Here is a 23,842-nt window from a genome sequence, read left to right on the forward strand (position 1 = left end):
GAATTTTATATTTTCTTTGTCTTTTTATATTGTTCATGTAAGCTGTAGCCCTGCATAATGTTAGGAATAATTTTATCAATCCTGGCGACTTGTGTCTTAGTTTGTTTCGCTTCTGCTATATATTCATTATATTCATTTTGCTTTGCAGGACTTAGTTTTTCAAAAGCTTCCTTCAGAATATTATCTTTTTCCAGCTCATCTTTCAGTAATTGGGGCATAAGTATATACTCTTTTTTACCGGGTACTACTTTCAGGCCTTTTTTCTCAACTTCTATTGCTTCTGTAATATATTCAGCGATCTGTTTATTGTTTATCTGTGAGCGGTCAGTGAAACGCCACTGTCTGAGGTTTTTGGTCTTTTCACCTTGTGTAGCCCTCAATACCTGATAAGGATCTGTTAGATGTGATCCGTTAAAAAACCAAAGTGCAAAATGATTTTTGAATCCTGCGAAAGAGAGAATATTTTTATTTTGATAGGTGAATACCGGACCACCCCACTTGGTTGTCTGTTCCAGAGGAAACTGTTGAATAATCTGTGTCAGCAGGTCAAGTTCTTCTATCCATTTATTAGTTTTATCCATTCCGTTATTGTTTGATTAAAGATAAAATTTGCAATTTAATATCCGAATATAAACAAAAAAACCCTGACGATATCGTCAGGGTTTCGGAATATGTGGGAGAATCTAAAGATTATTTAGATTTCTTTTCGTCACCTTCCATTTGCTCTTTCAATTGTGCAAGAACGTCTAAGTCACCTAAAGTAGATTTCTCAACTGAATCTTTCACTTTTTTCACCGCAGAAGTAGCAGCTTTTGCTTCTTTCTTACGTGCGTTGAATTCTTCAACACGAGCTTCAGCTCTTTCATCTTCCCAGATACGAGAGTGAGAAATTACTAAACGTTTGTTCTCTTTGTTGAATTCAATAATTTTGAATTGAGCAACTTCGTCAACTTTCAATGAAGAACCGTCTTCTTTTACAGAGTGTTTAGAAGGGCAGAAACCTTCAACACCATATTGTAAAGCTACGATATCACCTTTGTCTCCAACTTTCAATACAGTACCTTCGTGAATTGAATCAATGGTGAAGATAGTTTCGAAAGTATCCCAAGGGTTTTCTTCTAATTGTTTGTGACCTAAGCTCAGTTTTCTGTTTTCTTCGTCAAGTTCTAAAACAACTACGTCTAATGTTTCACCAACTTTAGTGAATTCGTTAGGGTGGTTGATTTTCTTAGACCAAGAAAGATCAGAGATGTGGATCAATCCGTCGATACCTTCTTCAAGTTCAACAAATACACCGAAGTTAGTCATGTTTTTAACAACAGCTTGTTGTTGTGAACCAACAGGGTAACGCTCAGTGATGTTTTTCCAAGGATCTGGAGTCAATTGTTTGATACCAAGGCTCATTTTGCGCTCTTCTCTGTCCAGAGTCAGGATTTCAGCTTCGATTTCGTCACCTACTTTCAGGAACTCTTGCGGAGAACGTAAATTTTGAGACCATGACATTTCTGATACGTGGATCAATCCTTCTACTCCCGGGATGATTTCTAAGAAAGCACCGTAATCAGCAACTGTTACGATTTTTCCTTTTACTTTAGAACCGATCACAAGATCTTTATCTAAAGATTCCCAAGGGTGCTCAGATAATTGTTTCAAGCCTAATGCGATACGTTTTTTCTCATCGTCAAAGTCTAATACAACTACGTTGATAGTCTGATCCAATGCCAAAACTTCTTTCGGATGCTCGATACGACCCCATGAAATATCTGTAATGTGAAGTAATCCGTCAACACCACCTAAGTCGATGAACACACCGAAGTCAGTGATATTTTTAACAGTACCTTCTAATACTTGACCTTTCTCTAATTTAGCTACGATTTCAGATTTTTGGTTTTCCAAATCATCTTCGATCAACACTTTGTGTGAAACGACAACGTTTTTAAATTCGTGGTTGATTTTAACAACTTTGAATTCCATTGTTTTACCAACATATATATCGTAGTCACGGATTGGTTTGATATCGATTTGAGATCCAGGTAAGAATGCTTCAACACCTTTGATATCCACGATAAGACCACCTTTAGTACGGCTCTTAACAAAACCATCAATGATTGCATCATTTTCCAATGCTTCGTTGATAGCTTCCCAAGATTTTTGAGTTTTAGCACGTTTGCGAGATAATACTAACTGACCGTTAGCATCTTCTTGCGACTCTACGAAAACGTCAACTTTGTCACCAACCTTCAAATCAGGAAGATCACGGAACTCAGAAAGTGAAACAAGACCGTCAGATTTGAAACCTACGTTCAAAACAACGTCTTTGTTGTTTACAGATACTACAACACCCTCAATAATCTCGCCTTGGTTGATTTGGTTGAAAGTTCCAGCGTATTGCTCTTCTAATTTAGAACGCTCAGCTTCACTGTAACTTCCGAATTTTTTCTCATCAAGATCCCAGTCGAATTCACCTTCAGGGGTGCTCCAAGCGTTAGATTTGATTTCGTCGATTAATTTTGAATCAGCTTCTGATTCAATTTTTTCAGTGTCTTTCACCACTTTGGTGTCAGCACCTTGTAGCTCTGCGTTTTTCGCCGCTAACTCTTTTTCTGCTTCTTGTTTTTTTGCCATTAATTAATTTATCTCCTTTTCCCAACTCAGTTGGGACTGCAAAAATACGAAAAACTTTTATTAACAAGTATTTATGTGAAAAAAAATATAGACTTTCTTTGAAAATATTTGTTGAAACACCTTGAGATTGTGCTTATTGAGAAGTCTTCTCACAGGAATTTAGTGTGTTGGAGATCACTTCTATTAATTTCTTTTCGTTGAAAGGTTTAATCAAAATGCCGTTAAAGCATAGATTATGCTTGATTTCCAGCGATTTTACCTGTTCATTATCAGAAGACGTGGCAATAACAAGTATATCGTTGTATTTAGGATTTTTACGAATATGCATGAGTACTTCATCACCTGTCATCACCGGCATATTAATATCTGTTATGATAATATCAATCTTCTTTTTTTGTAACACTTCCAATGCTTCGGCTCCGTTAGTGGCTGTTTCTACATGAGGATGTAAAGCAAAAAAGTGCTTCATATACAGGAGGTTAAGCGCATTGTCATCTACAATAAGCCAGGAAATATCTTTCCGTAATTCAGTTACAGAAGTAACCTTTTCGGTATCTCCGGGCTTAGGTTGTTTTGGAGGTGGAATAGGGATCGTTATTATGAATGTGGTTCCCACATTCGACTGGCTCGTGAAGCTAATCTTACCATTCAGACTGTTAACCAGTTTCTTAAGGATGAACAATCCGAGGCCAACTCCTCCTTCAACCTTATTATTCTTATTGACCGTAAAATATTTTCGGAAAATGGTTTTTTCAAGATCTGCAGATATACCAATGCCCTGATCTTCCACTGTTAAGATCAGCTGACTATTTTTAATATCAATCACAACAGAACTTGTAATTGTTCCTTTCTGAGAATACTTGATCGAATTGGAGAGCAGATTATTTAAGATATGTCTGATTTTGAATTCGTCGGAATATACAATCGTTCGCAATCCTTTTTCCTTAATATACTTTATCTGTAGATTTTTTAATTCGGCCTGATTACGATTTTGCTCAGCTACATCCATAAGCAATTCGTTGATGTCAAAGTTGCTCAGCAACAGGTTATTACTGGAGTCATCTACTTTGCTGAGATTTAAGATATCATTAATAGTCTTTGAGGTACTTTGAATGCTTGAATATGCAGATTCCAGAAGTAATTTATCTTTATCTGTATAGAGGTTTTCTTTCTTTTTTAATAAATCAATAATGCCTATCAGAGAGTTGATTGGTGTTCTGATCTCATGTGTTATTTCGGCTAAAGTATCCGTTTTTTCCTCTGCCAGTTTATTGGCATACAATTTTTCTTCGATAAGCTTACGTTCATAGTAATTGCTGTATAACTGGTAATAGATAATCATACAGATCATTATAAACATAAAAAACAGACAACTGATCATTGTCCATTTAAATTGACTGGTTCTTTCGAATAATGTTTTTGTTTCGTTGCTGGAGTTTATATGTTTCTGAAGAACCTGATTTTCATGGATATCTCTGATTATTTTGTTCAGGTCGTATAAGAGTGAGAAATTAGTGGATAACAATTCCCGTTCTTTTTGGCGTAAATCAAAGAATGATTTTTTTAATGTAGCCAGCTTATTTCTACTGTTAGTTGCGTTGGTATTTAATTGTTTTTGTAGTTGGATTTCCTTCTGTTTGATTTCATCCGTAACGAAGGGCTGGAGAGCTATAGTATCATTTTTGCTATCAAATATTCTCTTGAAAAAAGGTTTTTTTCTAACTACGATATAATCTTTGGAATCGTTTTTTTTTACGGATCCTGAATGCGGAACAGGCAGAACATTAAAGATCTCACTTTCAGATAACATCTGAGGATATTGTTTTAGCGTGTCCGAATAATTCAGAATTTCCGAAATACGGAGTCGTAACAATACAAAATCATCAGCTATTACTTTCCTTTTTCCGATGTTTTCATTATAGGATTTAGAGGAATTTGTCTCTCGATTGGAAGAGAGCAACATAGAATCTATAGCTCCATTGATTTCTAGAAGTTTGTGTTCGTATTTACTGTAATTTTCTATATCAAAATCAATGGAGAACAGCCTGAAATAGTTTTCAGCTTCATTATATTTGGTGAGGATTTCAGAAAAATCATTGTTCTCTTCATTAATGGAGAGATAGATGTTTTCAAGCCTTTTCTGGATGTTTTTGTACTGTTGAATGGAAATGAGAAAGATTAATGATATAATTACAAACAAAACAATTGTAGAAAAAAGAAGAATCTTTCTTACCCGATTACTGTTTTGGTGTATGACAATCGATTTTCGCATTCAAAATAAATCCAGCACAAAATAAAGGCTTTTCTTGTGTTAATTATTATTTAATATTGAAAATTGTAGAGTCTAATCTACAGGCTTAAAAGAATTATAAGTACGTGGTCTTACTATTTTTATACTTTGTTTGGAGAGTGCTATACTGGCATTAAGTTCATATCCGACCAGTAATATTAAGGAGTTTAGATACATCCAGATCATGATCACGATTATCGTTCCGATTGATCCGTATAATTTATTGTATGCTCCGAAGTGATTGATATAATAAGCGAATCCGGAAAAAGTGAGAATCGCAAGAATGGTAGCCAGCGTAGCTCCCGGACTAAATAGTTTCCATTTTTGATTGGAGGCTGGTCCGAACTTATACAGACAGCTTACAGTGAAAAAATAGATTCCAAATAAGATAATCCATCTGGCGGCTTTAATAATAAAAGTCCAGAACCAGGAGACATCTACTGAAATATTTGACTTGAGATAATTGATTACAATCCCGGCAAATGTAAAGATACCCATTCCGACCGTGAGCGCAACAATGATGGTAAAGGATAAAGCTAACGCCACAAGACGCTGTCTTACCCAACTACGGTTTTCAGTGGTAAGGGAGGCTTTATTAAACGCTAACATGAGGGTGTGCATTCCATTTGTAGAGAAAAATGCTGCCAGCACAAAACCAAAAGATAACAAACCCCCGTTTTGATTTTTGATAATATCTTCGAGAGTAGTCTGGATAACACCAAAGGCATTGTGCGGAATGATCACTTTAAGGAATTCCAGTAATTGTTCCTGAAAATTATCAATTGGAATATAAGGAATCATCGTAAAGAGGAAGATAATAGCCGGAAACATAGCCAGCAGGAAATTATAGGCCAGAGATGATGCTTTATTTAAAATGGATTCTCTGGCGATCTCCTGAAAAAAGAAAATGCCAACAGTGTATAAGGGCAGAGAACCGAATCCCGGAAGTATTACAGACTTAGTCCATTCAATAAGATTATCGTATGGCTTGAATGTTAGTAATATTCGGTGAAATTTGTTCATTACTCTCCAAAATAAGCAGCCATTTTATGTTGAAAAATAGCCGGTGGCATACACGGTTTGTTCTTTTTGATATCTACAAATACCAGTTGTGTCGCTCCGGTATTGATCAGTTCGCCTGCTTCGTTATACAATTCGTGTTCAAATTTTAGACGAATACCGGGTTTGGTTCTTATTATTGTTTTGATAGTGATCAGTTCATCATAACGTGCCGGTTTCATAAAACGGCAGTTTAACTCCAGCACAGGTAACATGACGCCCATGTCTTCCAGTTCTTTGTAAGAGATGCCTGTGCTTCTTAGCATTTCTGTTCGTGCTACTTCATAGAATGCAGCATAATTACCGTAATACATGTATCCCATTTGATCTGTTTCTGCATATCGTACACGTAACTGGTTTTCAAATACAAACATTATTTCTGATTATTTCTTAATATTTCGGTCATTCAATGCCTGTTGATATTTACGGGCATATGCTAAGTGTTCTGTTTCAGTTTTGGAAAAATTATGATATCCTGAAAAATCCTCTTTTGCTACCATATAAATAAAATCATGATGTTCATAATTTAATACCGCTTCAATAGAAGCAATGGTAGGCAGACTGATGGGTCCCGGAGGCAATCCCCTGTTAAGATAAGTGTTATATGGAGATACCACCCGAAGATGTTTGTTCAGTACTCTGCGGATAGTGAAATCCTGATTAGCAAATATAACTGTAGGATCTGCCTGCAATAACATTCCTTTGCGCAATCTATTGATGTACAATCCTGCGATTTTAGGCATTTCATTTTTGTGCAGTGCTTCGCCTTTTACAATAGAAGCGAGTACGCTGACTTCCTGAGGAGTCAGTTCAAGAGCTTTAGCTTTTTTCAGGCGCTCTGTATTCCAGAATTTTTTATACTCGTCATTGAAGCGGGCTATAATTTTTTCCGGAGCCGTATTCCAATATATCTCGTATGTATTAGGAATAAACATTGTGAAAAAATTGTCCTGGGTAAATCCGTACTTTTCCGCCAATGTATCATTATTCAGTAACTGAATGAAAGTAGCAGAATCCGCTTCAAAATTTTTAGCTAATAAAGCCGCAAAGTTTTCTTTCAGGCGCACCGTTTCAAATCTGAACTTGACAGCATCTTGATAACCTCCCCGAAGATTTCCGATCAGACGACGGTTATTCATTCCCGGTGTCAGCTTGTAGCGACCAGGTTTTACACTGGTTTTATAATCCATTTGTGCTGCAGCAAAATCGAACAGGTCCGGATTATCAACGATTTTCTTTTCCTTTATATCCTGTAAAACCTGCTCATATGTTGCATTGTCGCGGATATAAAGATATTCCTGATTAGCCGTAACGCTTGATCCAAAAAAAGCACGGTAATATTTCCATCCGAAATAACCTCCTACTACTAATATTAAGACAATTATAATTCCCAGCCATTTAGGCATTTTCCTGTTTTTCTTTTCCATGATTATATTTTCTATTGCTGAGAAAGTGAAAGGTTGATAGGAGTTCCTAAACTCACCAAACCTACAGTCGTGTCCGGAGTCTGACTGATGACACGTGCTGCTGTAGAATCACTTACTGTCCCCTGGTATTGTACTACGCCGACATTTAGTCCTACACCCTGTAATGCAAATTTAGCTTCGGTTAAGGTCAGCCCTAGCAGATTCGGAATATTTATCTCATCTTCCCCGCGACCGTCACCCAATACAAGTTCTATACGTGAGCCTTTTGGTACCATACGGCCGGGTTTTAGCTTTTGCCCGGCAAACTTTACATCTAATACTACATCCTTGGCAATATCAGCAATATAGGTTGTGTCACCCAGACGGAATCCATGATTTTTCAGAATTGCAGAAGCTTCAATAAGCGTTTTGTCAATAATATTTGGAAAATCAATCTCAGGTGCAGTCTTGGAAATAATTGTCAGATAAATCGTACGTCCGCTCTTAACATGAAAATTGGGCTCAGGATCCTGTTCAATGACCAGACCTGGCTTGGCATCCATCTGATAAACAGAATCGATCTGATAATCCAGTCCGGCATTGTCTAATGCATCAATAGCCTGTTCGATTATCATTCCTTTGACCTTTGGTACCGGAATCGCTTCATTATGTTTTGTATAAATACCTAATCCAAAGTAAATGCCCAGAAAAAGGACAACAAAAAAGGCAATTGCTAACAATAAATTCTTTCTGAAGGTATCAGTCCTTAAGTAGGTGAATATTTTTGACATTTTAATAATCTAAGACCCTATATTGAGTATAAACAAAAAAGTACATACAAACTTGAAGCCACGCTTTGGTTTTAAGTTAAGTATTATACCATAATTAAAACAAAATTATTCGTTTTTCCGTGCATAGCAAATTATATTTGCTAATAAGAATCACTAAATTTTATGAAAGCAAAAATAGCATTATTAACCGGAGGTTATACAGGAGAAGCAGAAGTTTCTTTTAAAAGTTCTGCATTTGTGTATAGTCAGCTGGATCACAATAAATATGATGTCTACCTGATTACCATTACTAAAGACCACTGGTTTCATGTTAATGAAGCGGGCGTTAAATTTACGGTCAACCGTGAAAACTTTACACTTCCTCTTGACCATGAAACTATTCTGTTTGATCTTGCTTTTATTCTGATTCACGGAACTCCCGGTGAAGACGGCCGTTTACAGGGATACTTTGATATGCTTGATATTCCTTATACTTCCTGTGATGCACTGACCTCTTCACTGACAATGAATAAGGGTTATACCAAAGCGGTTCTTGCTGGTATTCCGGATTTGCATATGGCAAAATCTGTATTGTTGTTTGAAGCACAGCGGGCAGATGCTGTAGCAACTGTACAAGCGAATCTGTCACTGCCGTATTTTGTAAAACCGAATGCCGGAGGAAGTAGTATAGGTATGACAAAGGTTAAAACTAATGAGGAATTAGCTACAGCAATTGATAAAGCATTTGACGCTGAAAATACAGGTAAGCAGGTTATAGTAGAAGAATTTGTGACCGGAAGGGAATTTTCACAGGGTATTTATAGAAATGTAGAAGGCTTATTGACTGTTCTTCCTGCAACTGAAGTAAAAACTACACGTGAATTTTTCGATTATGAAGCAAAGTATACCCCTGGATTGACCGAAGAGATCACACCGGCGGATCTTACTGAAGAGCAACAGTCCAGAATAGCAGCCTTACTCAGAGAAGTGTACATCCGGTTAAACTGTAAAGGAATGGTGAGAATCGACTTTTTTCTGGAAAAAGATACAGACAAGTTCTACTTTATTGAAATCAATACGATTCCGGGTCAGACAGCTCAGAGTTTTATTCCACAACAGGTACGCGCTGCAGGAATGAAGGAAACAGATTTCTACGGAGAGCTGATTGAGGTTGCATTAAAGAAATAAATCTATACTAATTCCTGATCATAACGCCATTTGGAAAAGATTATTCAGTGTATCTTTTCCAAATGGCGTTTTTTTTAATGCTTCTTTCTGAAATCAAATTTTGTCAGATCAGGTTTTACTTTCTTAGGCCTTTTTAATTCTTCCTGATAAAGCAGTTGGCCCAGATTTTTTAAGAATGGATAAGTTACAGTTTCGTATTCATAAATCCCGTCATTATAAATCCCGTCTTCATTAGACTGGACAACGGCTGCTAGCAGAAATTCAACTCCGTTTTTGAAATCTACGATATAAGCATTGTCAATATTGTATCCATAGGAATCACCATATTTATTATAGATACGGATGTCCGGATTCAAAACAGCCTGCTTATCCCGGCCATAGAATAAAAGCTTACTATATGTCGGCCAAAATTCACTTTCATCATACTTTGGATATGCTGATTCGAATGGATAGCGGGACATATAATCATAAACAAAATCATAATCTGTCTTTGATAATTTAAATCTTTCTGCAGGAGTGTAAGCTTCCGGGAAAAGCAATTTTTTCATAATGAGTTGCTGATCTTCCAGTGCATATACATTAAGACCTTCAAAACTCCATGGCTGATATACAATTTCATCTTTATCATTCATATATCCTTTTCCCTGTATAGTGTTTTTCAGATTCATTGGATAATCATTGGCATCATACCGTGCTTCCTGATGATATAATATCTTATCCCCGTCATAGAATGTTACAGGGTTCGTATGTTTTGCCCAAATACCTTTATCGCCAATGGCAAGACGATTGACTATCCGGCTATTTTGGGTTCCGTATTTCTTTAGTTTCTTATTTAATTCTTCGCGACCAATAAACTCAAACAGTCTGTTTTGCGCATCATTGTCACTGGTAAGGAGAATTTTCCGTACGTACTGGGCGACAGTCGGGAGTCCGGTTTCTGCAGAAGAGTCCTTATCTACACGGGTTTGCTTTTCAAATGCAGAATCTATTTTCAGAGGAGTGTCTTTTGTCAGTCCTTTTATATTCAGCTTGTTAATCTTTTCTAAAGCCAGGATAGCAGTCGGCAATTTAACAGTGCTCGCCGGATAGAAATACCAATGCGGATTGAGTCTGTAGCTGAATGATTTGAAATGCGGAATATTGTTTTTATCCCTGTCTATCTGTGTATAGATAATCTGTACTTCGTGATGTGTAGGATGGTTTAGAATCTCTCCGAATAATTCAGGATGGCTTTCGAGTAGTTTTTGAAGATAAGTTGTATCTGTTTTTTGCGCAAAACTATGCATAGCGAATAGATTCAGAATAATAAAAATGGTTGTTTTCATAATTTGCAGACAATTCTTAAGTGAAGTTAATTAAAAATTGCACAAAAACGCATTTTTTGTTTTGCTATGAAAGCTGAAAACCAGCTTTATAACGGGTCAGCGCCCGGTCTCTCGCCCATGTATGCTCGACAATGGGAGAAGGGTAATTAAAATCCTGAAATTCAGGAACCCATTTTTTTATATAAATGAATTGAGGATCAAATTTTTTGGTCTGCAGAGTAGGATTAAAAATACGGAAGTAAGGTGCAGCATCCATGCCACAACCTGCAGCCCATTGCCAGTTGCCAATATTTGCACTTTGATCATAATCTAATAATTTTTGTGCAAAATAAGCCTCTCCCCATCTCCAGTCGATCAGCAGATGCTTGCAGAGAAAACTGGCTGTCAGCATCCGTACCCGATTGTGCATAAAGCCCGTTGTATTTAACTCGCGCATTCCGGCATCCACTAACGGATATCCGGTCTGCCCTTTGCACCAGGCTTCAAAGTGATCGGTATTATTTTCCCACCTGATATGATCATATTTGCTGTAATAAGCCTGATTTACAGTATGAGGAAAATGCCAGAGACACATCATAAAAAACTCGCGCCAGATAAGTTCATACAAATAGGTCTTCTCCGGTGATGAGTACGCACGGCTTACTAATTTTCGTATACTGATCGTTCCGAAGCGCAGATGTACACCCAGATGAGAAGTTCCGTTCTCAAGGCCTGGTATATCTCTTGTGTCTGCATAATCAGCTATTCCTGTAAAGAAAGTTTTTTCAGGAAATGGAATTGTGGACAGAGAAAAACCAAAATCCGCTAAAGAAGGAAGCGTATAATCCGCTTGGCGAAGATTATTCAGGAGTTGTTCGGAACTGTAAGACGGTAGAGGAAGTTGTTCCTCCAACGTTGTGAGCCATTTGTTTTTATAAGGAGTATATACCGTATAGGGCAGTCCGTCATTTTTGACGATTTCAGCTTTTTCAAAGATAACCTGATCTTTGAATGTGTTAAAATCGACCTCATATTGCTGTAAAATTCCCCGTATAAGAAGATCTCTGGTAATCGCAGCTGGCTCATAATCCGAATTTACATAGACCGATGAAGGTTTGTACTCTTCATATATTTCTTTCCACACCGTTGCCGGGTCTCCATAGTATATTCTTATACTGCTTCCGTAAGGCTTCAGTTGTTTCTGTAAAAGTTGAAGTTGCTCGTAAATAAATGTTACTCTTGCATCTGCAGGATCATCCAGCCGTGTCAGTATGGTGGAATCAAATATAAAAACGGGCTGTACCGTTGATTCAGAACTTAAAGCACGGAATAAAGCGTGATTATCCTCCAGTCTCAGGTCTCGTCGAAACCAAAATATTGCTGTTGGTAACACGGGCATGGCTGTTACTTACGGTTGAAAACCTGAAATGTATAATCAAATGCATGTTTTTCGTCTGCAAAGTGCTTCTCTTCACTTTCCAGTATCCATTCTTCAGGGTTTAATACAGGAAATACAGCGTCACCTTCAATAGTAGTATGTACACGTGTTAACAACACTTTATGTGCAAAAGGAAGGGTTTGCTCATATACATTCGCTCCGCCGATCACAAATACTTCTCTCTCATCCCTGCAGTATAAGATTGCTTCCTGCAGACTGTTGGCTGTATCTACATCCGGATGATGAAAATCCTGATTGCGTGAGATTACAATATTACGACGGTCTGGTAGAGCTTTACCAATGGCTTCAAATGTTTTACGTCCCATAATGACACTGTGTTCGAGCGTATTTTTCTTGAAGTATTTAAAGTCATTCGGCAAATGCCAGGGCATTTGATTGTCTTTGCCAATGACATTGTTTTCAGCTGCCGCAACGATGAGTGTTATTTTTAAATGTGACATGTACGTATTGATGTAGTTGGTTAGAACTGTTTTTTCTTTTTGTATGTGACTGTTCTTAAATTCTTACTTCCGGTATTAGAGATTATTGCTAAACGGCTACTGGTGCCTTGATGTGCGGGTGAGATTCGTAATCTACCAGTTCAAAATCTCCGAATTTGAAATCAAAAATATCACGAACATCGGGATTGATGATCATTTTCGGAAGCGGCTTTGGATCTCTGCTCAGCTGTAATTCAGTTTGTTCAAAGTGATTGCTGTATATATGAGCATCACCCAGTGTATGAATAAATTCTGCAGCTTCCATATCACAAACCTGTGCAACCATCATGGTTAATAACGCATAGGACGCAATGTTAAAAGGTACACCCAGGAATATATCAGCACTCCGTTGGTAGAGCTGACACGACAATTGTGGCTTCATAATGCCGGCTTCCGGCTGTGCCGGAGCAACATAAAACTGGAAAAAAGCATGACAAGGGGGCAAAGCCATATGTTCTATTTCGGCTACATTCCATGCAGAAACAATTATTCTTCGTGAGTCTGGAGTATTTTTGAGTTGCTTGATCACCTGAGCGATCTGATCAATGTGTTCTCCGGCAGGAGTTGGCCATGAACGCCATTGCGAACCATATACCGGGCCAAGATTGCCCTGCTCATCTGCCCATTCATCCCAGATACTCACACCATTTTCCTTTAGATACTGAATATTGGTCTCTCCTTTCAAAAACCAGATCAGCTCATGGATAATGGAACGCAGATGTAGTTTTTTTGTCGTAACCAAAGGGAATCCCTCTTTTAAATTGAAACGCATCTGATAGCCAAACACACTCTTTGTACCTGTACCTGTACGGTCAGTCTTGGTTACACCATTGGTATATACGTGCTTAAGGAGATCTAAATACTGTTTCATGATTTTTATTTAAAAGACATACGAAGATAAGGGATTTAGAACCATTAGAGTGTCACAATTTTTCAACAACTCACATTTTGCAAGTTTTTATGTATTTTTGCAAAATTATTATGAATAAAAAAGTAGCTTTCTATACCCTCGGATGTAAACTGAATTTTTCGGAGACCTCATCTATTGGGCGTATATTCAAAGATGCCGGCTATGAAACCACAGCTTTCAACAGTCAGGCAGATGTATATGTTATCAATACCTGCTCCGTTACCGATCATGCAGATAAGAAGTGTAGAAAAGTCGTCAAAGAAGCATTGAAGTATTCTCCGAACGCTTATATCACTATTGTTGGTTGCTATGCACAACTGAAACCTCAGGAGATCGCTAATATACCAGGCGTGGATATGGTATTGGGTGCTGCTGAAAAATTCAATATCATAGCGCATATCAATGATCTTACAAAGCAGGAAAAGACGATTGTTCATAATGCACCAATAGATGAAACGAATCAGTTCGTGTCTGCTTATTCTATTGGTGATCGTACGCGAACATTTCTGAAAGTTCAGGATGGTTGTGATTACTCCTGTACATTTTGTACGATTCCACTGGCTCGCGGAGCCAGCAGATCCGGCAAGATTGAGGACATCGTTCGTCAGGCAGAAGAAATCGCAGCGTCAGGAGTAAAAGAAATAGTATTGACGGGTGTCAACATCGGAGATTTTGGTGTCCGAGACGGAGAGCGTCAGGATCGCTTCCTGGATCTGGTAAAGGCACTGGATGAAGTTGAAGGAATAGATCGTATTCGTATTTCGTCTATAGAACCAAATCTGTTGGCAAATGATATTATTGAATTTGTAGCACAATCCAAACGTTTTGTTCCACATTTTCATATGCCGTTACAGTCTGGAAATAATAAAATATTAGGAATGATGCGTCGTCGATATAAGCGTGAATTGTATGCTGAACGTGTCGCTAAAATAAAATCGCTGATGCCGGATTGTTGTATCGGAGTTGATGTGATTGTGGGTTTTCCCGGCGAAACCCGCGAGGATTTCCTGGATACGTACAACTTTCTGAATGAGATGGATATTTCGTATCTGCATGTGTTTACATATTCAGAACGTGAAAATACGATTGCAGCACAGATGGAAGGTGCTGTACCGGGAGCACAGCGTAGTGATCGCAGTAAAATGTTACATATCCTTTCTGAAAAAAAGCGCCGGGCATTTTATGAAAATCAATTGAGTAAAATCGGAGATGTCCTGTTTGAAAGTGATGAAAAAGAAGGTTTCATGCACGGCTTCTCCAAAAATTATGTAAAAGTGCGTACGGCATATGATCCTCTTCTGGTCAATGAAGTGATTCCGGTAAGATTCACTTCGATTACAGAGACGGGAGAGGTGGAAATAGAAGAATTACCAGAAGTATTTATTCACGCCTAACAAGGAAACATAAACATATAAAACGAAAAAGACCGACAGGATTTCCAGTCGGTCTTTTTTAATATTGTCAGGCTGTTTCAGTAACCTTCTCTTTATTGAGATTCATCCATACTACGATCAAAAGTATGATCACGACTCCGATCCATTGAAGTAAAGTGACGGGTTCGGTCAATACGAAGTAAGACATACACACAGCTACAGGTAGCTCTGCAGCACTTAAAATACTGCTCAGAGAAACTCCGATCTTAGGTATGCCGTAAGCAAACAGGAGAGGAGGTAATACCGTTCCGAATACAGAGAGAATCAATCCAAAGTACCAAATCCCGTCGCCCAATTCCCCTGTAAATAAGGAAAAGGGACGAAAAAGAATAAAGATCAATATACATGATCCGGTTACCATCAGGCCACTTTTCTGGATGGGCGGATAATCGTTTCCGACACGTCCGTTGACGATAAGGAAAGATGCATACCCTGTAGCCGCAAGCAATCCGTACCCTATCCCTACCAGATCAAAAGATGCAATTCCTTTATCGAGCAGACCTGTTGCTAATAAAGTACTGAGAAGAATGACAACTATTCCGATAGCCTGTTTTCGGGATGGCTTGGAACGGAAAAGAATAAATTCTATCAATGCACCGATCCAGATATACTGCATCAGTAAAACAATAGCCAGTGAAGCCGGTACGAGAGATACACATTTATAATATAGAATACTGACCAGACCAGTCGAAAAACCACTGATTAATATTGTCCAGACTTTGGTCTTCTTCGGATATTTATCCAATCTGGCTTTATTGAATATTCTCACCCCAAAGTAAATAGCCCACAAAATCACCATTCCGAAAAGTACCTGCATACCGATTACCTCTGCCAGTGTAAAGTTTTGAGCATATGCCTTTTTCACAAAGGTGGATAATATACCAAAACTACTTGCTCCTAAAAAAACTGCTATAGCACCCTTTAATTTTTCCATATTCTAAAATTCCTGGCAAATGTACGAATTAAGCAACAGCAGCGTTAATATATTGTCGTCATATGACGTTTTTTGTACATTTGTATAACAACAACTTATCTTTTTATGAAGCGAATATGCTCTTACTTAGCTTTTTCAGTATGTCTTGTTTTCTTAGTCCTCTCATCCTGTTCCAGTAAAAAGAAAGTATTGGTAGGTGGTGGCTACAAAGGAGAAGGTCGTACAAATGGTGTATTATCAGATGCCAGTTCGGCAAGAGGAGTTGATCTGACGGGTTCTAATCTGGAAAATTATGCCAAATTGTTAAATGTAAGTGTCAGAGATCTCAACAACCGCTATCTCTATGGATTTATTAATGACTGGATGGGAAGTCCGCATCGTTTGGGAGGACAGACCAAGAGTGGAATAGACTGTTCCGGTTTTGTGGGAATTCTTTATAAAGATGTGTACGGTAAGATAATTCCCCGTACCTCAAGAGACATGGGAGCACTTGTAAACAATAAGAAAGAAAGTCAGCTCAAAGAAGGAGATCTTGTGTTTTTTTCCTTTGGGGGAGGAGCGATAGACCATGTTGGCGTATATCTTCACAATCATAAATTTGTACATGTATCTACCCGAAAGGGAGTAATTATTTCAGATCTTACGGATTCATGGTATGCAAAATATTTTACCGGAGCTGGTCCGATTAAATTATAATAGAAATAGTAAGCTCCGGTTTATAATGAAAAGAGTCAACTTATAGCAATAAAAGTTGACTCTTTCCTGTTTTGACAGCCAAAGTTTGACGATTCCTTATTATATTCTGTACTTTTGTCAAAATTTTAGAATTTAGAAATGAGTTTAAATAGTAGAAAGATCTTTATTGGACTATGTATAGTAGTTCCGTTTTTATTGTACTGTGTGTATTACTATTCTAATATGGTTAAGAATGCTCCATACAGATTTTCAGATTTCGAATCGATTGTCATTAAGTATGGAGAACCCGATCATATGGTTAATGAATTCAATTCCAAAACTCACCATTACCAATATCTGGATAAACGTGATTCATTGATCAATGATACCTTAAAACTCCGTAAAGATGATTTATTGTACCTGCACCGTAAAGCAATGGAGCTTGGGTTCTGGAATCTGGATGATGACATGACGACCAGAAGAGCAAACGCAAATGAAGGTAAAGAAATTCCGCGTTACTATGTGGAGTATAATTATAAAGACAAATCTAAAAAGGTCACACTTGATGCGGATTATCCCGGCAACCCGAAGATGAAAGATGCAGCTAAGACCGTTGTCGACGAAATCCTCAAAATGATCGCAGAAGCACAAGCCAGATAATACGAAAAATATACTTCATAAAAAAAGGTCACTCATGAGTGACCTTTTTTTATGAAGTAATAAGTGCGAAATAATAATCATTTAATTGGGTCTTAATCCTCACTTAATATCCGCTCTCTACATTTGTGTCAGAGTAATTTTTGTTTATATCCAATGTTAGGGTTAAAATTGTTAGAGATCTGTTGCGAAACACATTCATAACATAGTTTGTTTTAAGATGGAAAAAGGTAATCGCCAGATTACCTTTTTTATGTCTTAATGGTACGTTTTCTCTAATTGTTTCGGGTCATGCTTATGCTTGAATAGTAAAGCGAATAATATAGCAATAACAAGCGTATAAGCAGAAAAAGCCAGCCATATATGATGCCAGTCCTTAAGATGTAACGGTTTCTCGAATGCCCCTGTAGCGGATATAGCGACACCTTTATCTTTTAAAAAGGCTACAAAATGTATATTCGTTACTTCTGATTGCAGAAAAGTAGCAAGCTGACTGATATCCTGAAAAGACATCGTAAAGTAATGGTCGATCACCCAACCGGAGATCAGACTTCCTAATACTGCTCCAAAACCATTTGTCATCATCATAAACAATCCCTGCGCCGAAGAACGGATTTTGGAATCGGTAGAAGTTTCGACAAACAGAGAGCCTGAAATGTTGAAGAAATCAAAGGCCATACCGTACACAATACAGGAAAGAATAATCATCCATAATCCATCCTGAGGATTTCCGTAGGCAAAAAGGCCGAAACGCAGTACCCATGCTACCATAGAAATCAGCATGACCTTTTTGATTCCGAATCGTTTTAAGAAGAATGGAATGGCCAGAATAAATAAAGTCTCCGAAATCTGAGAGATAGACATAATAATCGTAGAGTATTTTACGACCAGTAATTCAGCATATTTAGGAAAAAACTTGAATTCATCGATGTACACATCTCCATAGGCATTGGTTAGTTGTAAAGCACCACCCAGAAACATCGAGAAGATAAAGAATAAAGCCATCTTATAATTTCCGAATAGCTTAAATGCTTCCAGTCCAAAAGTCTGCATCCATGTTGCATTTTCTTTGATAAGCTTCTGGGGTGTGTTTTTAGGCAATGTCAGTGCATATAGTCCAAGTGCTATAGCCGCAGTGCCTGCAATATAAAACTGGATGGCAGTGGCTTTATTACCTGACAGGTTGACGATCCACATAGCTGCTATAAATCCAACTGTTCCCCACACACGGATAGGAGGGAAGCTTTTGACAAGATCATAGTTGTTCTTGATTAAAGCAGTATAGGCAATAGAATTGGAAAGTGCCAGTGTAGGCATATAGCAACACATGGCTGCTAACATGACATAAAAAAAGGAGCCCGGATTATCTACCTGAGGAAGATAGAATAAGATAGCTCCATATAAAATGTGAAGTATACAGTAAAGTCGCTCTGCATTCACCCATCGGTCTGCTATGATTCCAATCAGTGTAGGCATAAATAAAGAAGCGATTCCCATCGTCGCAAATATGGCTCCGAACTGTGTACCATCCCACTGTTTAGTGCCAAACCAAAAGTTTGCTATTGTTATTAACCATGCTCCCCACACAAAGAATTGTATGAAGTTCATAATGGTCAATCTAAATTTAATAGACATGTATGTTTGTTTCGTTAATTTTAAATCTAAGATGAAGATTTTCTATAGGTGATTTCGTCACGGATTGCAGCTGCGGTCTCATATTGTTCGTCTGCAATTGCTTTTTCTAAAGCTGCTTCTAACTGTTCATCAGAAAGTGAACTGTAAGGTGATTTTTTTTGAGGAGTTGGAATCTCTTTACGGGGTTCCTGAGGAGCTTTGGCGGCTTCTACACTTTCAATATTTTCCAAAAATGCAAAATCATTACTTTCAATCACTATACCGGCAGAAGCCATAATAAATTCATAGGTAAAGATTGGTGCATCAAAACGTACCGCTAAGGCAATTGCATCAGACGTACGGGCATCAATCTCAGAGATTTTTTCGCCATCACTACAGATCAGTTTGGCAAAAAAAATACCGTCAATAAGATTATAGATAATTACTTCCTGCAAAGTGATCGCGTAAGCATCAGCAAATGCTTTGAAAAGATCATGTGTCAGAGGACGACTGGGGGTCATTTTTTCAATTTCTACAGCTATAGCCTGTGCTTCAAAACCTCCAATGATAATAGGTAGTCTTCTATTGCCACCAACTTCTCCCAGCACAAGCGCATAGGCACCTGATTGCGTCTGACTATATGAAAGTCCTACGATATCTAAATTGATTTTCTTCATTCTTCCCTCTTACGATAGTACAAAGATGTGAATATTAAAAGCAAAATAAAAGCGGCTACTACAATAATTTGAAATAGCCGCCTTTATGGGGTAACGAATTTATGATCAATTATTTTTATATGCTTTCAATGCAGCCGTCAATTTGGGTACAATATCAAAGGCATCGCCTACAATTCCATAGTCTGCAACTTTGAAAAACGGAGCCTCCGGATCTTTGTTGATAACAACAATTGTTTTCGAAGAACTTACTCCTGCCAGATGTTGAATGGCGCCTGATATACCGATAGCAATATACAGATTCGGACTTACGACAATACCTGTTTGTCCTACGTGCTCAGAGTGCGGTCTCCAACCTGCATCTGATACCGGTTTGGAGCATGCTGTTGCAGCACCTAACACATCTGCAAGTTCCTCAATTATTGCCCAGTTCTCAGGACCTTTTAGGCCACGTCCTGCTGAAACGACAATCTCTGCTTCCGGAAGTGAAACCTTATCAGTAGCCCGAACTATTTCTTTTACAATAGTGCTGAGGTCCGTAGCTTGTAATTGAGGTGCAAAAGCTTCGATTGAAGCGGACCCGCCGACAGCCTTAGCTTCGTAAGCGTTCGGATTTACGGAAATTACTTTTATAGAAGAACTTAATTCTACTATTGCAAATGCTTTGTTAGAAAAAGCAGTTTTCTTAACAGATAAGCTATCTCCGCTGATCTGAGGCAATTCGATTGCTCCATCTGCAAGACCAGCCTGCAGTTTGGTTGCAATACGTGGTGCTAGACCTTTTCCACTGAATGAATTGGACAGAACTACGATTTTGGATCCTTCTTTCTGAGCTGCTTCCGCAATAACGGAAGCATATGCTTGGTTGACAAAGTTTTTTAAATCTCCATTTTGTACATTCAAAACTTTTGAAGCTCCAAACTGACCAAGTTTTTCCAGTTCAGAATTGCTGACATCACCGATTGATATAGCCGTAACAGTACTTCCTGTCTGGTCTGCAATGGCTTTTGCATAAGAAACAGCTTCAAATGCAGATTTCTTAAATTGACCTTCAATATTTTCTATATAAACTAATACAGACATAATTTTCAGTTTTAATAAAATGAATTAAATAACCTTTGCCTCATCGTGCAAAAGACCCACTAATTTTTCTACCTCTCCGGCATCTACCATTTTTACAGTACCACGAGGAGCAGGAGATTCATATTTGGTAATATGAGACAATTGGGGTACTTCTACCGCAGGGATCACCTGTAAAGGTTTGGTGCGTGCACTCATGATTCCCCGCATATTCGGGATTTTGGGCTCCGCGACACCTTCAGCAGTACCCACAACCATTGGCAACGAAGTTGTCAAAATTTCCTTTCCTCCTTCGATCTCACGTTCAACAGTTGCGTTGGAACCATCAATATCAATTTTTTTGGCGATGGAAATAGATGGTATATTCAATAATTCAGCTACGATAGCTCCTACCTGTGCTCCATTATAGTCGATAGACTCTCGTCCGGTAAGAATCAGATCAAAAGGATTGCTTTTGACATAATCAGCAATCTGGTGTGCGACAAACCACGCATCACGTGGAACACTGTCTACACGTACTGCATCATCTGCTCCTGTTGCTAATGCTTTGCGGATGGTAGCTTCTGTCGACGCTTCGCCAACATTAATTACCGTTACTGTGCCTTTTCCTCCTTCAGCCAGATCGATCGCCTTTGAAAGTGCAATCTCATCATAAGGATTTACAATAAATTGAACACCTGCTGTATTGAAGGCAGTTCCATCATTCGCAAATGTTATTTTTGATGTCGTATCCGGGACATTACTTATACAAACTAATATTCTCATAATTGTATGCGTTTTACACAAACCTAATATTTTTTGTAATAAAAGTAAAGTGTTTGAAGCAGAAAATTCCCCTTTACAAAACTGTTTCTTCTGTCTTTTTTAATAAAATAATTGACCTTTTTGAATAATTTATTTTGTTTAAAATGCTTATAATTAGTTGTTTAGTTTTATTTTTATTTTGAGGTTCCCCTTCCTGATCTGATCGTCAGTGAAATGTCATTTTATATGCTAGCATAGTATTTTCGTTTTTTGATCTATCAAAATTTTCTTTCTTTTTAAGAATGAACAAGTGTCAAAATCGGGATTAAGTTACCTATCTGTTTTCATCCGGAATTTTCTTTATGTCTTATTCTTGCGGAGTGATTAGAATATTGTGGGCAATGATTACCTTTGATTATATTATTACATAAATCTCAATCATCATGTCTTCTAAATTTGAACAACTTCAGGCATATTTAAAAGAAAGTCCCTCAGATCCGTTTCTGCATTATGCTCTCGCAAATGAATATCTCAAAACAGGAGAGGACTTTGAGGCTTTGAGCAGGTTTATAAAGCTTACAGAGCAGTTTCCGGATTACGTAGGTACATATTATCATTTGGGCAAGTTATTAGAAAAACTCGACCGAAAGGATGATGCACTGCTGTATTATCAAAAGGGAATGGAAATTGCCAAAGCAAAACGAAATATGCATGCACTTAATGAGCTGAAGGGAGCCTATCTCATGGCTATTGGAGAAGATGATGAAGATGACTATTAATGTTAAAATATGCTAAAAAATTAGCAGGCCGTCTAATTATGGTATCAATTTTGTTTGCATGTAATTAAGTCTTTTTATGCACGCAAATGAAAACCAGAGTCTATATACTTGCAACATTACTACTCTTTATTATTCTGGGCAGTTGTATCAACAACCGTCAGAATAAAACAGAGCGGTCAACTGATGCAGCGTATAGTATTTCTCCTGATGGTACCATTGAACAGAAATCAGATCAGTTTACAGGTGAGTATAAAGGAATATTACCTTGTGCAGATTGTGACGGAATTGAAACCATTTTACATATTAATGCCGATAAATCTTATCAGCTTAGTACAAAATATCTGGGTAAAAGTGATGAAAATTTTGTGAAAAGCGGACGTTGGAAAATGCATGCGAATACATTGACTCTGGAAGGGATAGATTACAAATTCAGAATTCTAGAAGATCAGTTATCGCAATTGGATCTTTCCGGAGAAGATATCAAAGGAGATCTGGCAGATCAGTACCGTCTTGCAAAGTTTGAAGAATAAAGATATATAAAATACTGTTGTTAAAAATAAAATGCCGTTTATCAGTCTCTGATAAACGGCATTTCTTGTTAAGAGCGTATGGATGCTACACTAAAATGTCCTGATTACACAGTTCTTTAAGTTTACTTACCACAATATCGACTTCTTCTTTTGTGTTATTTTTTGAAAATGAAAATCTTACAGATGGTCTCGTACTGCTTGCATTGATAGCGGATAAAACATGTGAACCAATGTCTGACCCTGAGCTGCATGCACTGCCTCCTGAACAGGAGATACCTTCGATATCGAGACTGAATAAGAGCATGTCAGCCATATTCGTACATGGGAAAGATACATTCAATACCGTATAAAGAGATTTTTCAGGATCTGTTTCCCCGTTAAAACTGACATCAGGAATGGCCTTGATAAGCTCTTCTTTCATATACGATTTAAGACCTTGTATATACGCCTGATGTATTTCCATTTCATCATAACATAATTCCAATGCTTTTGCCAATCCCACTATTCCGTATACATTTTCGGTACCTCCACGCATATTGCGTTCCTGAGCGCCACCATAAATCATAGGCTTGATCTTATTCTTTCCATTGATGTAGAGAAAACCTACGCCTTTCGGTCCATGAAATTTATGCGCCGCTCCGGTGATAAAATCAATTTTCAATTGACTGAGATCATGTCTGTAATGTCCCATGGTCTGGACCGTATCCGCATGGTACACGGCATTATACTGATGACATATTTCAGCGACTTTTTGTATATCCGTCAGATTGCCCAATTCATTATTGGCATGCATCAATGATACAAAAGTCCGTGGATTTGAAGCCAGAATTTGGTCTAGCTGTTCAAGATCAACATTACCTTTTTCATCTACATTAAGCATATCCAGCTGTATCTTCCCTTCTTTCTGTAATTCTTCCAGTGTATGGAGTACAGCATGGTGTTCCAGTGGAGAAGTAATAGCATGTGTTATCCCGAGATCAATTACAGATCTCACGATAGCCATGTTATCCGCTTCCGTACCTCCGGAAGTAAAAAATATTTCGGAAGGAGAGGTATGAAGTAGATTAGCCACCGTTTTTCTGGCTTTTTCAACTATCGTCTTTACTTGGCGACCATGTGCATGAATAGAAGATGGATTTCCAAAGTTTTCCTGCATGGTCTCTACCATCACTTTAATGACCTCAGGGTCCAGTGGAGTGGTAGCAGCGTTATCAAAATAAATTTGCATAAGA

The 23,842-nt window shown here is 37.9% G+C and carries 23 protein-coding genes; 6 read left to right on the plus strand and 17 right to left on the minus strand.

Annotated elements, in window-relative coordinates; translation table 11 throughout:
• Positions 1-5: 5 nt before the first annotated feature.
• The 7 genes from I6J02_RS11205 to I6J02_RS11235 all read right to left on the minus strand — a co-directional run bounded on the left by I6J02_RS11205 (position 6) and on the right by I6J02_RS11235 (position 8,171).
• On the minus strand, positions 6-581 hold the full coding sequence (locus tag I6J02_RS11205) for a YdeI/OmpD-associated family protein (RefSeq protein ID WP_201678089.1): 576 nt from the start codon (positions 579-581) through the stop codon (positions 6-8).
• Between the two features lie 109 nt (positions 582-690).
• Positions 691-2,625: a 30S ribosomal protein S1 gene (gene rpsA, locus I6J02_RS11210; RefSeq protein WP_003002268.1), complete on the minus strand. Its 1,935-nt coding sequence runs from the start codon at positions 2,623-2,625 to the stop codon at positions 691-693.
• Positions 2,626-2,758: 133 nt separating this feature from the next.
• Positions 2,759-4,825 (minus strand): hybrid sensor histidine kinase/response regulator, encoded by a 2,067-nt coding sequence (locus tag I6J02_RS11215; protein WP_236581808.1) that lies wholly within the window; start codon positions 4,823-4,825, stop codon positions 2,759-2,761.
• Positions 4,826-4,969: 144 nt separating this feature from the next.
• Entirely contained in the window at positions 4,970-5,938 is a 969-nt protein-coding gene (locus tag I6J02_RS11220) for a YihY/virulence factor BrkB family protein (RefSeq protein ID WP_201678091.1), read from the minus strand.
• Complete coding sequence (locus tag I6J02_RS11225; protein WP_201678092.1) at positions 5,938-6,348, minus strand: acyl-CoA thioesterase; 411 nt, start codon at positions 6,346-6,348, stop codon at positions 5,938-5,940. The genes I6J02_RS11220 and I6J02_RS11225 overlap by 1 nt, the downstream gene beginning before the upstream one ends.
• 9 nt (positions 6,349-6,357) lie before the next feature.
• Complete coding sequence (gene mltG, locus I6J02_RS11230) at positions 6,358-7,401, minus strand: endolytic transglycosylase MltG (protein ID WP_201678093.1); 1,044 nt, start codon at positions 7,399-7,401, stop codon at positions 6,358-6,360.
• Positions 7,402-7,412: 11 nt separating this feature from the next.
• Complete coding sequence (locus tag I6J02_RS11235; RefSeq protein ID WP_201678094.1) at positions 7,413-8,171, minus strand: PASTA domain-containing protein; 759 nt, start codon at positions 8,169-8,171, stop codon at positions 7,413-7,415.
• Between the two features lie 162 nt (positions 8,172-8,333).
• On the opposite strand from I6J02_RS11235, the gene I6J02_RS11240 reads away from it, so the two are divergent.
• The gene (locus I6J02_RS11240; RefSeq protein ID WP_201678095.1) at positions 8,334-9,338 is read left to right on the plus strand and encodes a D-alanine--D-alanine ligase; all 1,005 of its coding nucleotides are present in this window, start codon (positions 8,334-8,336) and stop codon (positions 9,336-9,338) included.
• Between the two features lie 74 nt (positions 9,339-9,412).
• Here the strand turns inward: I6J02_RS11240 and I6J02_RS11245 are convergent, their stop codons facing one another.
• The 4 genes from I6J02_RS11245 to I6J02_RS11260 form a co-directional block, all read right to left on the minus strand.
• Positions 9,413-10,663 (minus strand): serine hydrolase, encoded by a 1,251-nt coding sequence (locus tag I6J02_RS11245; RefSeq protein WP_201678096.1) that lies wholly within the window; start codon positions 10,661-10,663, stop codon positions 9,413-9,415.
• 64 nt (positions 10,664-10,727) lie between these two features.
• Entirely contained in the window at positions 10,728-12,041 is a 1,314-nt protein-coding gene (locus I6J02_RS11250) for a cryptochrome/photolyase family protein (protein ID WP_201678097.1), read from the minus strand.
• A 5-nt stretch (positions 12,042-12,046) separates the two neighbouring features.
• Positions 12,047-12,541 (minus strand): dihydrofolate reductase, encoded by a 495-nt coding sequence (locus I6J02_RS11255; RefSeq protein WP_201678098.1) that lies wholly within the window; start codon positions 12,539-12,541, stop codon positions 12,047-12,049.
• A gap of 88 nt (positions 12,542-12,629) precedes the next feature.
• Positions 12,630-13,451 carry a thymidylate synthase gene (locus tag I6J02_RS11260; protein WP_003012459.1) on the minus strand — a complete coding sequence of 274 codons (822 nt, stop codon included), beginning with the start codon at positions 13,449-13,451 and terminating at the stop codon, positions 12,630-12,632.
• Positions 13,452-13,561: 110 nt separating this feature from the next.
• Here I6J02_RS11260 and mtaB point away from each other — a divergent pair, with 110 nt between their 5' ends.
• Positions 13,562-14,884, plus strand: coding sequence for a tRNA (N(6)-L-threonylcarbamoyladenosine(37)-C(2))-methylthiotransferase MtaB (gene mtaB / locus I6J02_RS11265; RefSeq protein WP_201678099.1), 1,323 nt, complete (start codon positions 13,562-13,564; stop codon positions 14,882-14,884).
• Between the two features lie 67 nt (positions 14,885-14,951).
• On the opposite strand, the gene I6J02_RS11270 is transcribed toward mtaB, so the two are convergent.
• A complete protein-coding gene (locus tag I6J02_RS11270; protein WP_201678100.1) occupies positions 14,952-15,857 on the minus strand; it encodes an EamA family transporter in 906 nt (301 codons plus the stop codon).
• A 105-nt stretch (positions 15,858-15,962) separates the two neighbouring features.
• On the opposite strand from I6J02_RS11270, the gene I6J02_RS11275 reads away from it, so the two are divergent.
• Together I6J02_RS11275 and I6J02_RS11280 are read left to right on the plus strand one after the other, a co-directional pair.
• On the plus strand, positions 15,963-16,553 hold the full coding sequence (locus I6J02_RS11275) for a C40 family peptidase (protein ID WP_236581811.1): 591 nt from the start codon (positions 15,963-15,965) through the stop codon (positions 16,551-16,553).
• A 138-nt stretch (positions 16,554-16,691) separates the two neighbouring features.
• The gene (locus tag I6J02_RS11280) at positions 16,692-17,192 is read left to right on the plus strand and encodes a hypothetical protein (RefSeq protein ID WP_236581812.1); all 501 of its coding nucleotides are present in this window, start codon (positions 16,692-16,694) and stop codon (positions 17,190-17,192) included.
• 255 nt (positions 17,193-17,447) lie between these two features.
• Here I6J02_RS11280 and I6J02_RS11285 read toward each other — a convergent pair whose 3' ends face one another.
• The 4 genes from I6J02_RS11285 to I6J02_RS11300 all read right to left on the minus strand — a co-directional run bounded on the left by I6J02_RS11285 (position 17,448) and on the right by I6J02_RS11300 (position 21,322).
• Complete coding sequence (locus tag I6J02_RS11285; RefSeq protein WP_201678101.1) at positions 17,448-18,824, minus strand: nucleoside permease; 1,377 nt, start codon at positions 18,822-18,824, stop codon at positions 17,448-17,450.
• A gap of 26 nt (positions 18,825-18,850) precedes the next feature.
• Positions 18,851-19,480 carry a bifunctional nuclease family protein gene (locus I6J02_RS11290; RefSeq protein WP_003002238.1) on the minus strand — a complete coding sequence of 210 codons (630 nt, stop codon included), beginning with the start codon at positions 19,478-19,480 and terminating at the stop codon, positions 18,851-18,853.
• A gap of 105 nt (positions 19,481-19,585) precedes the next feature.
• A complete protein-coding gene (locus I6J02_RS11295) occupies positions 19,586-20,560 on the minus strand; it encodes an electron transfer flavoprotein subunit alpha/FixB family protein (protein WP_201678102.1) in 975 nt (324 codons plus the stop codon).
• 24 nt (positions 20,561-20,584) lie between these two features.
• Positions 20,585-21,322, minus strand: a complete 738-nt coding sequence (locus I6J02_RS11300; protein WP_201678103.1) for an electron transfer flavoprotein subunit beta/FixA family protein — start codon at positions 21,320-21,322, stop codon at positions 20,585-20,587.
• A gap of 422 nt (positions 21,323-21,744) precedes the next feature.
• Between I6J02_RS11300 and I6J02_RS11305 the strand changes: the two genes are divergently transcribed.
• Positions 21,745-22,080, plus strand: a complete 336-nt coding sequence (locus I6J02_RS11305) for a tetratricopeptide repeat protein (protein ID WP_201678104.1) — start codon at positions 21,745-21,747, stop codon at positions 22,078-22,080.
• Positions 22,081-22,166: 86 nt separating this feature from the next.
• Entirely contained in the window at positions 22,167-22,610 is a 444-nt protein-coding gene (locus I6J02_RS11310; RefSeq protein WP_201678105.1) for a copper resistance protein NlpE, read from the plus strand.
• A gap of 85 nt (positions 22,611-22,695) precedes the next feature.
• On the opposite strand, the gene I6J02_RS11315 is transcribed toward I6J02_RS11310, so the two are convergent.
• On the minus strand, positions 22,696-23,838 hold the full coding sequence (locus I6J02_RS11315) for a cysteine desulfurase family protein (protein WP_201678106.1): 1,143 nt from the start codon (positions 23,836-23,838) through the stop codon (positions 22,696-22,698).
• Positions 23,839-23,842 lie beyond the last annotated feature (4 nt).

The organism is Sphingobacterium spiritivorum, assembly GCF_016725325.1.
Lineage (GTDB): Bacteria > Bacteroidota > Bacteroidia > Sphingobacteriales > Sphingobacteriaceae > Sphingobacterium.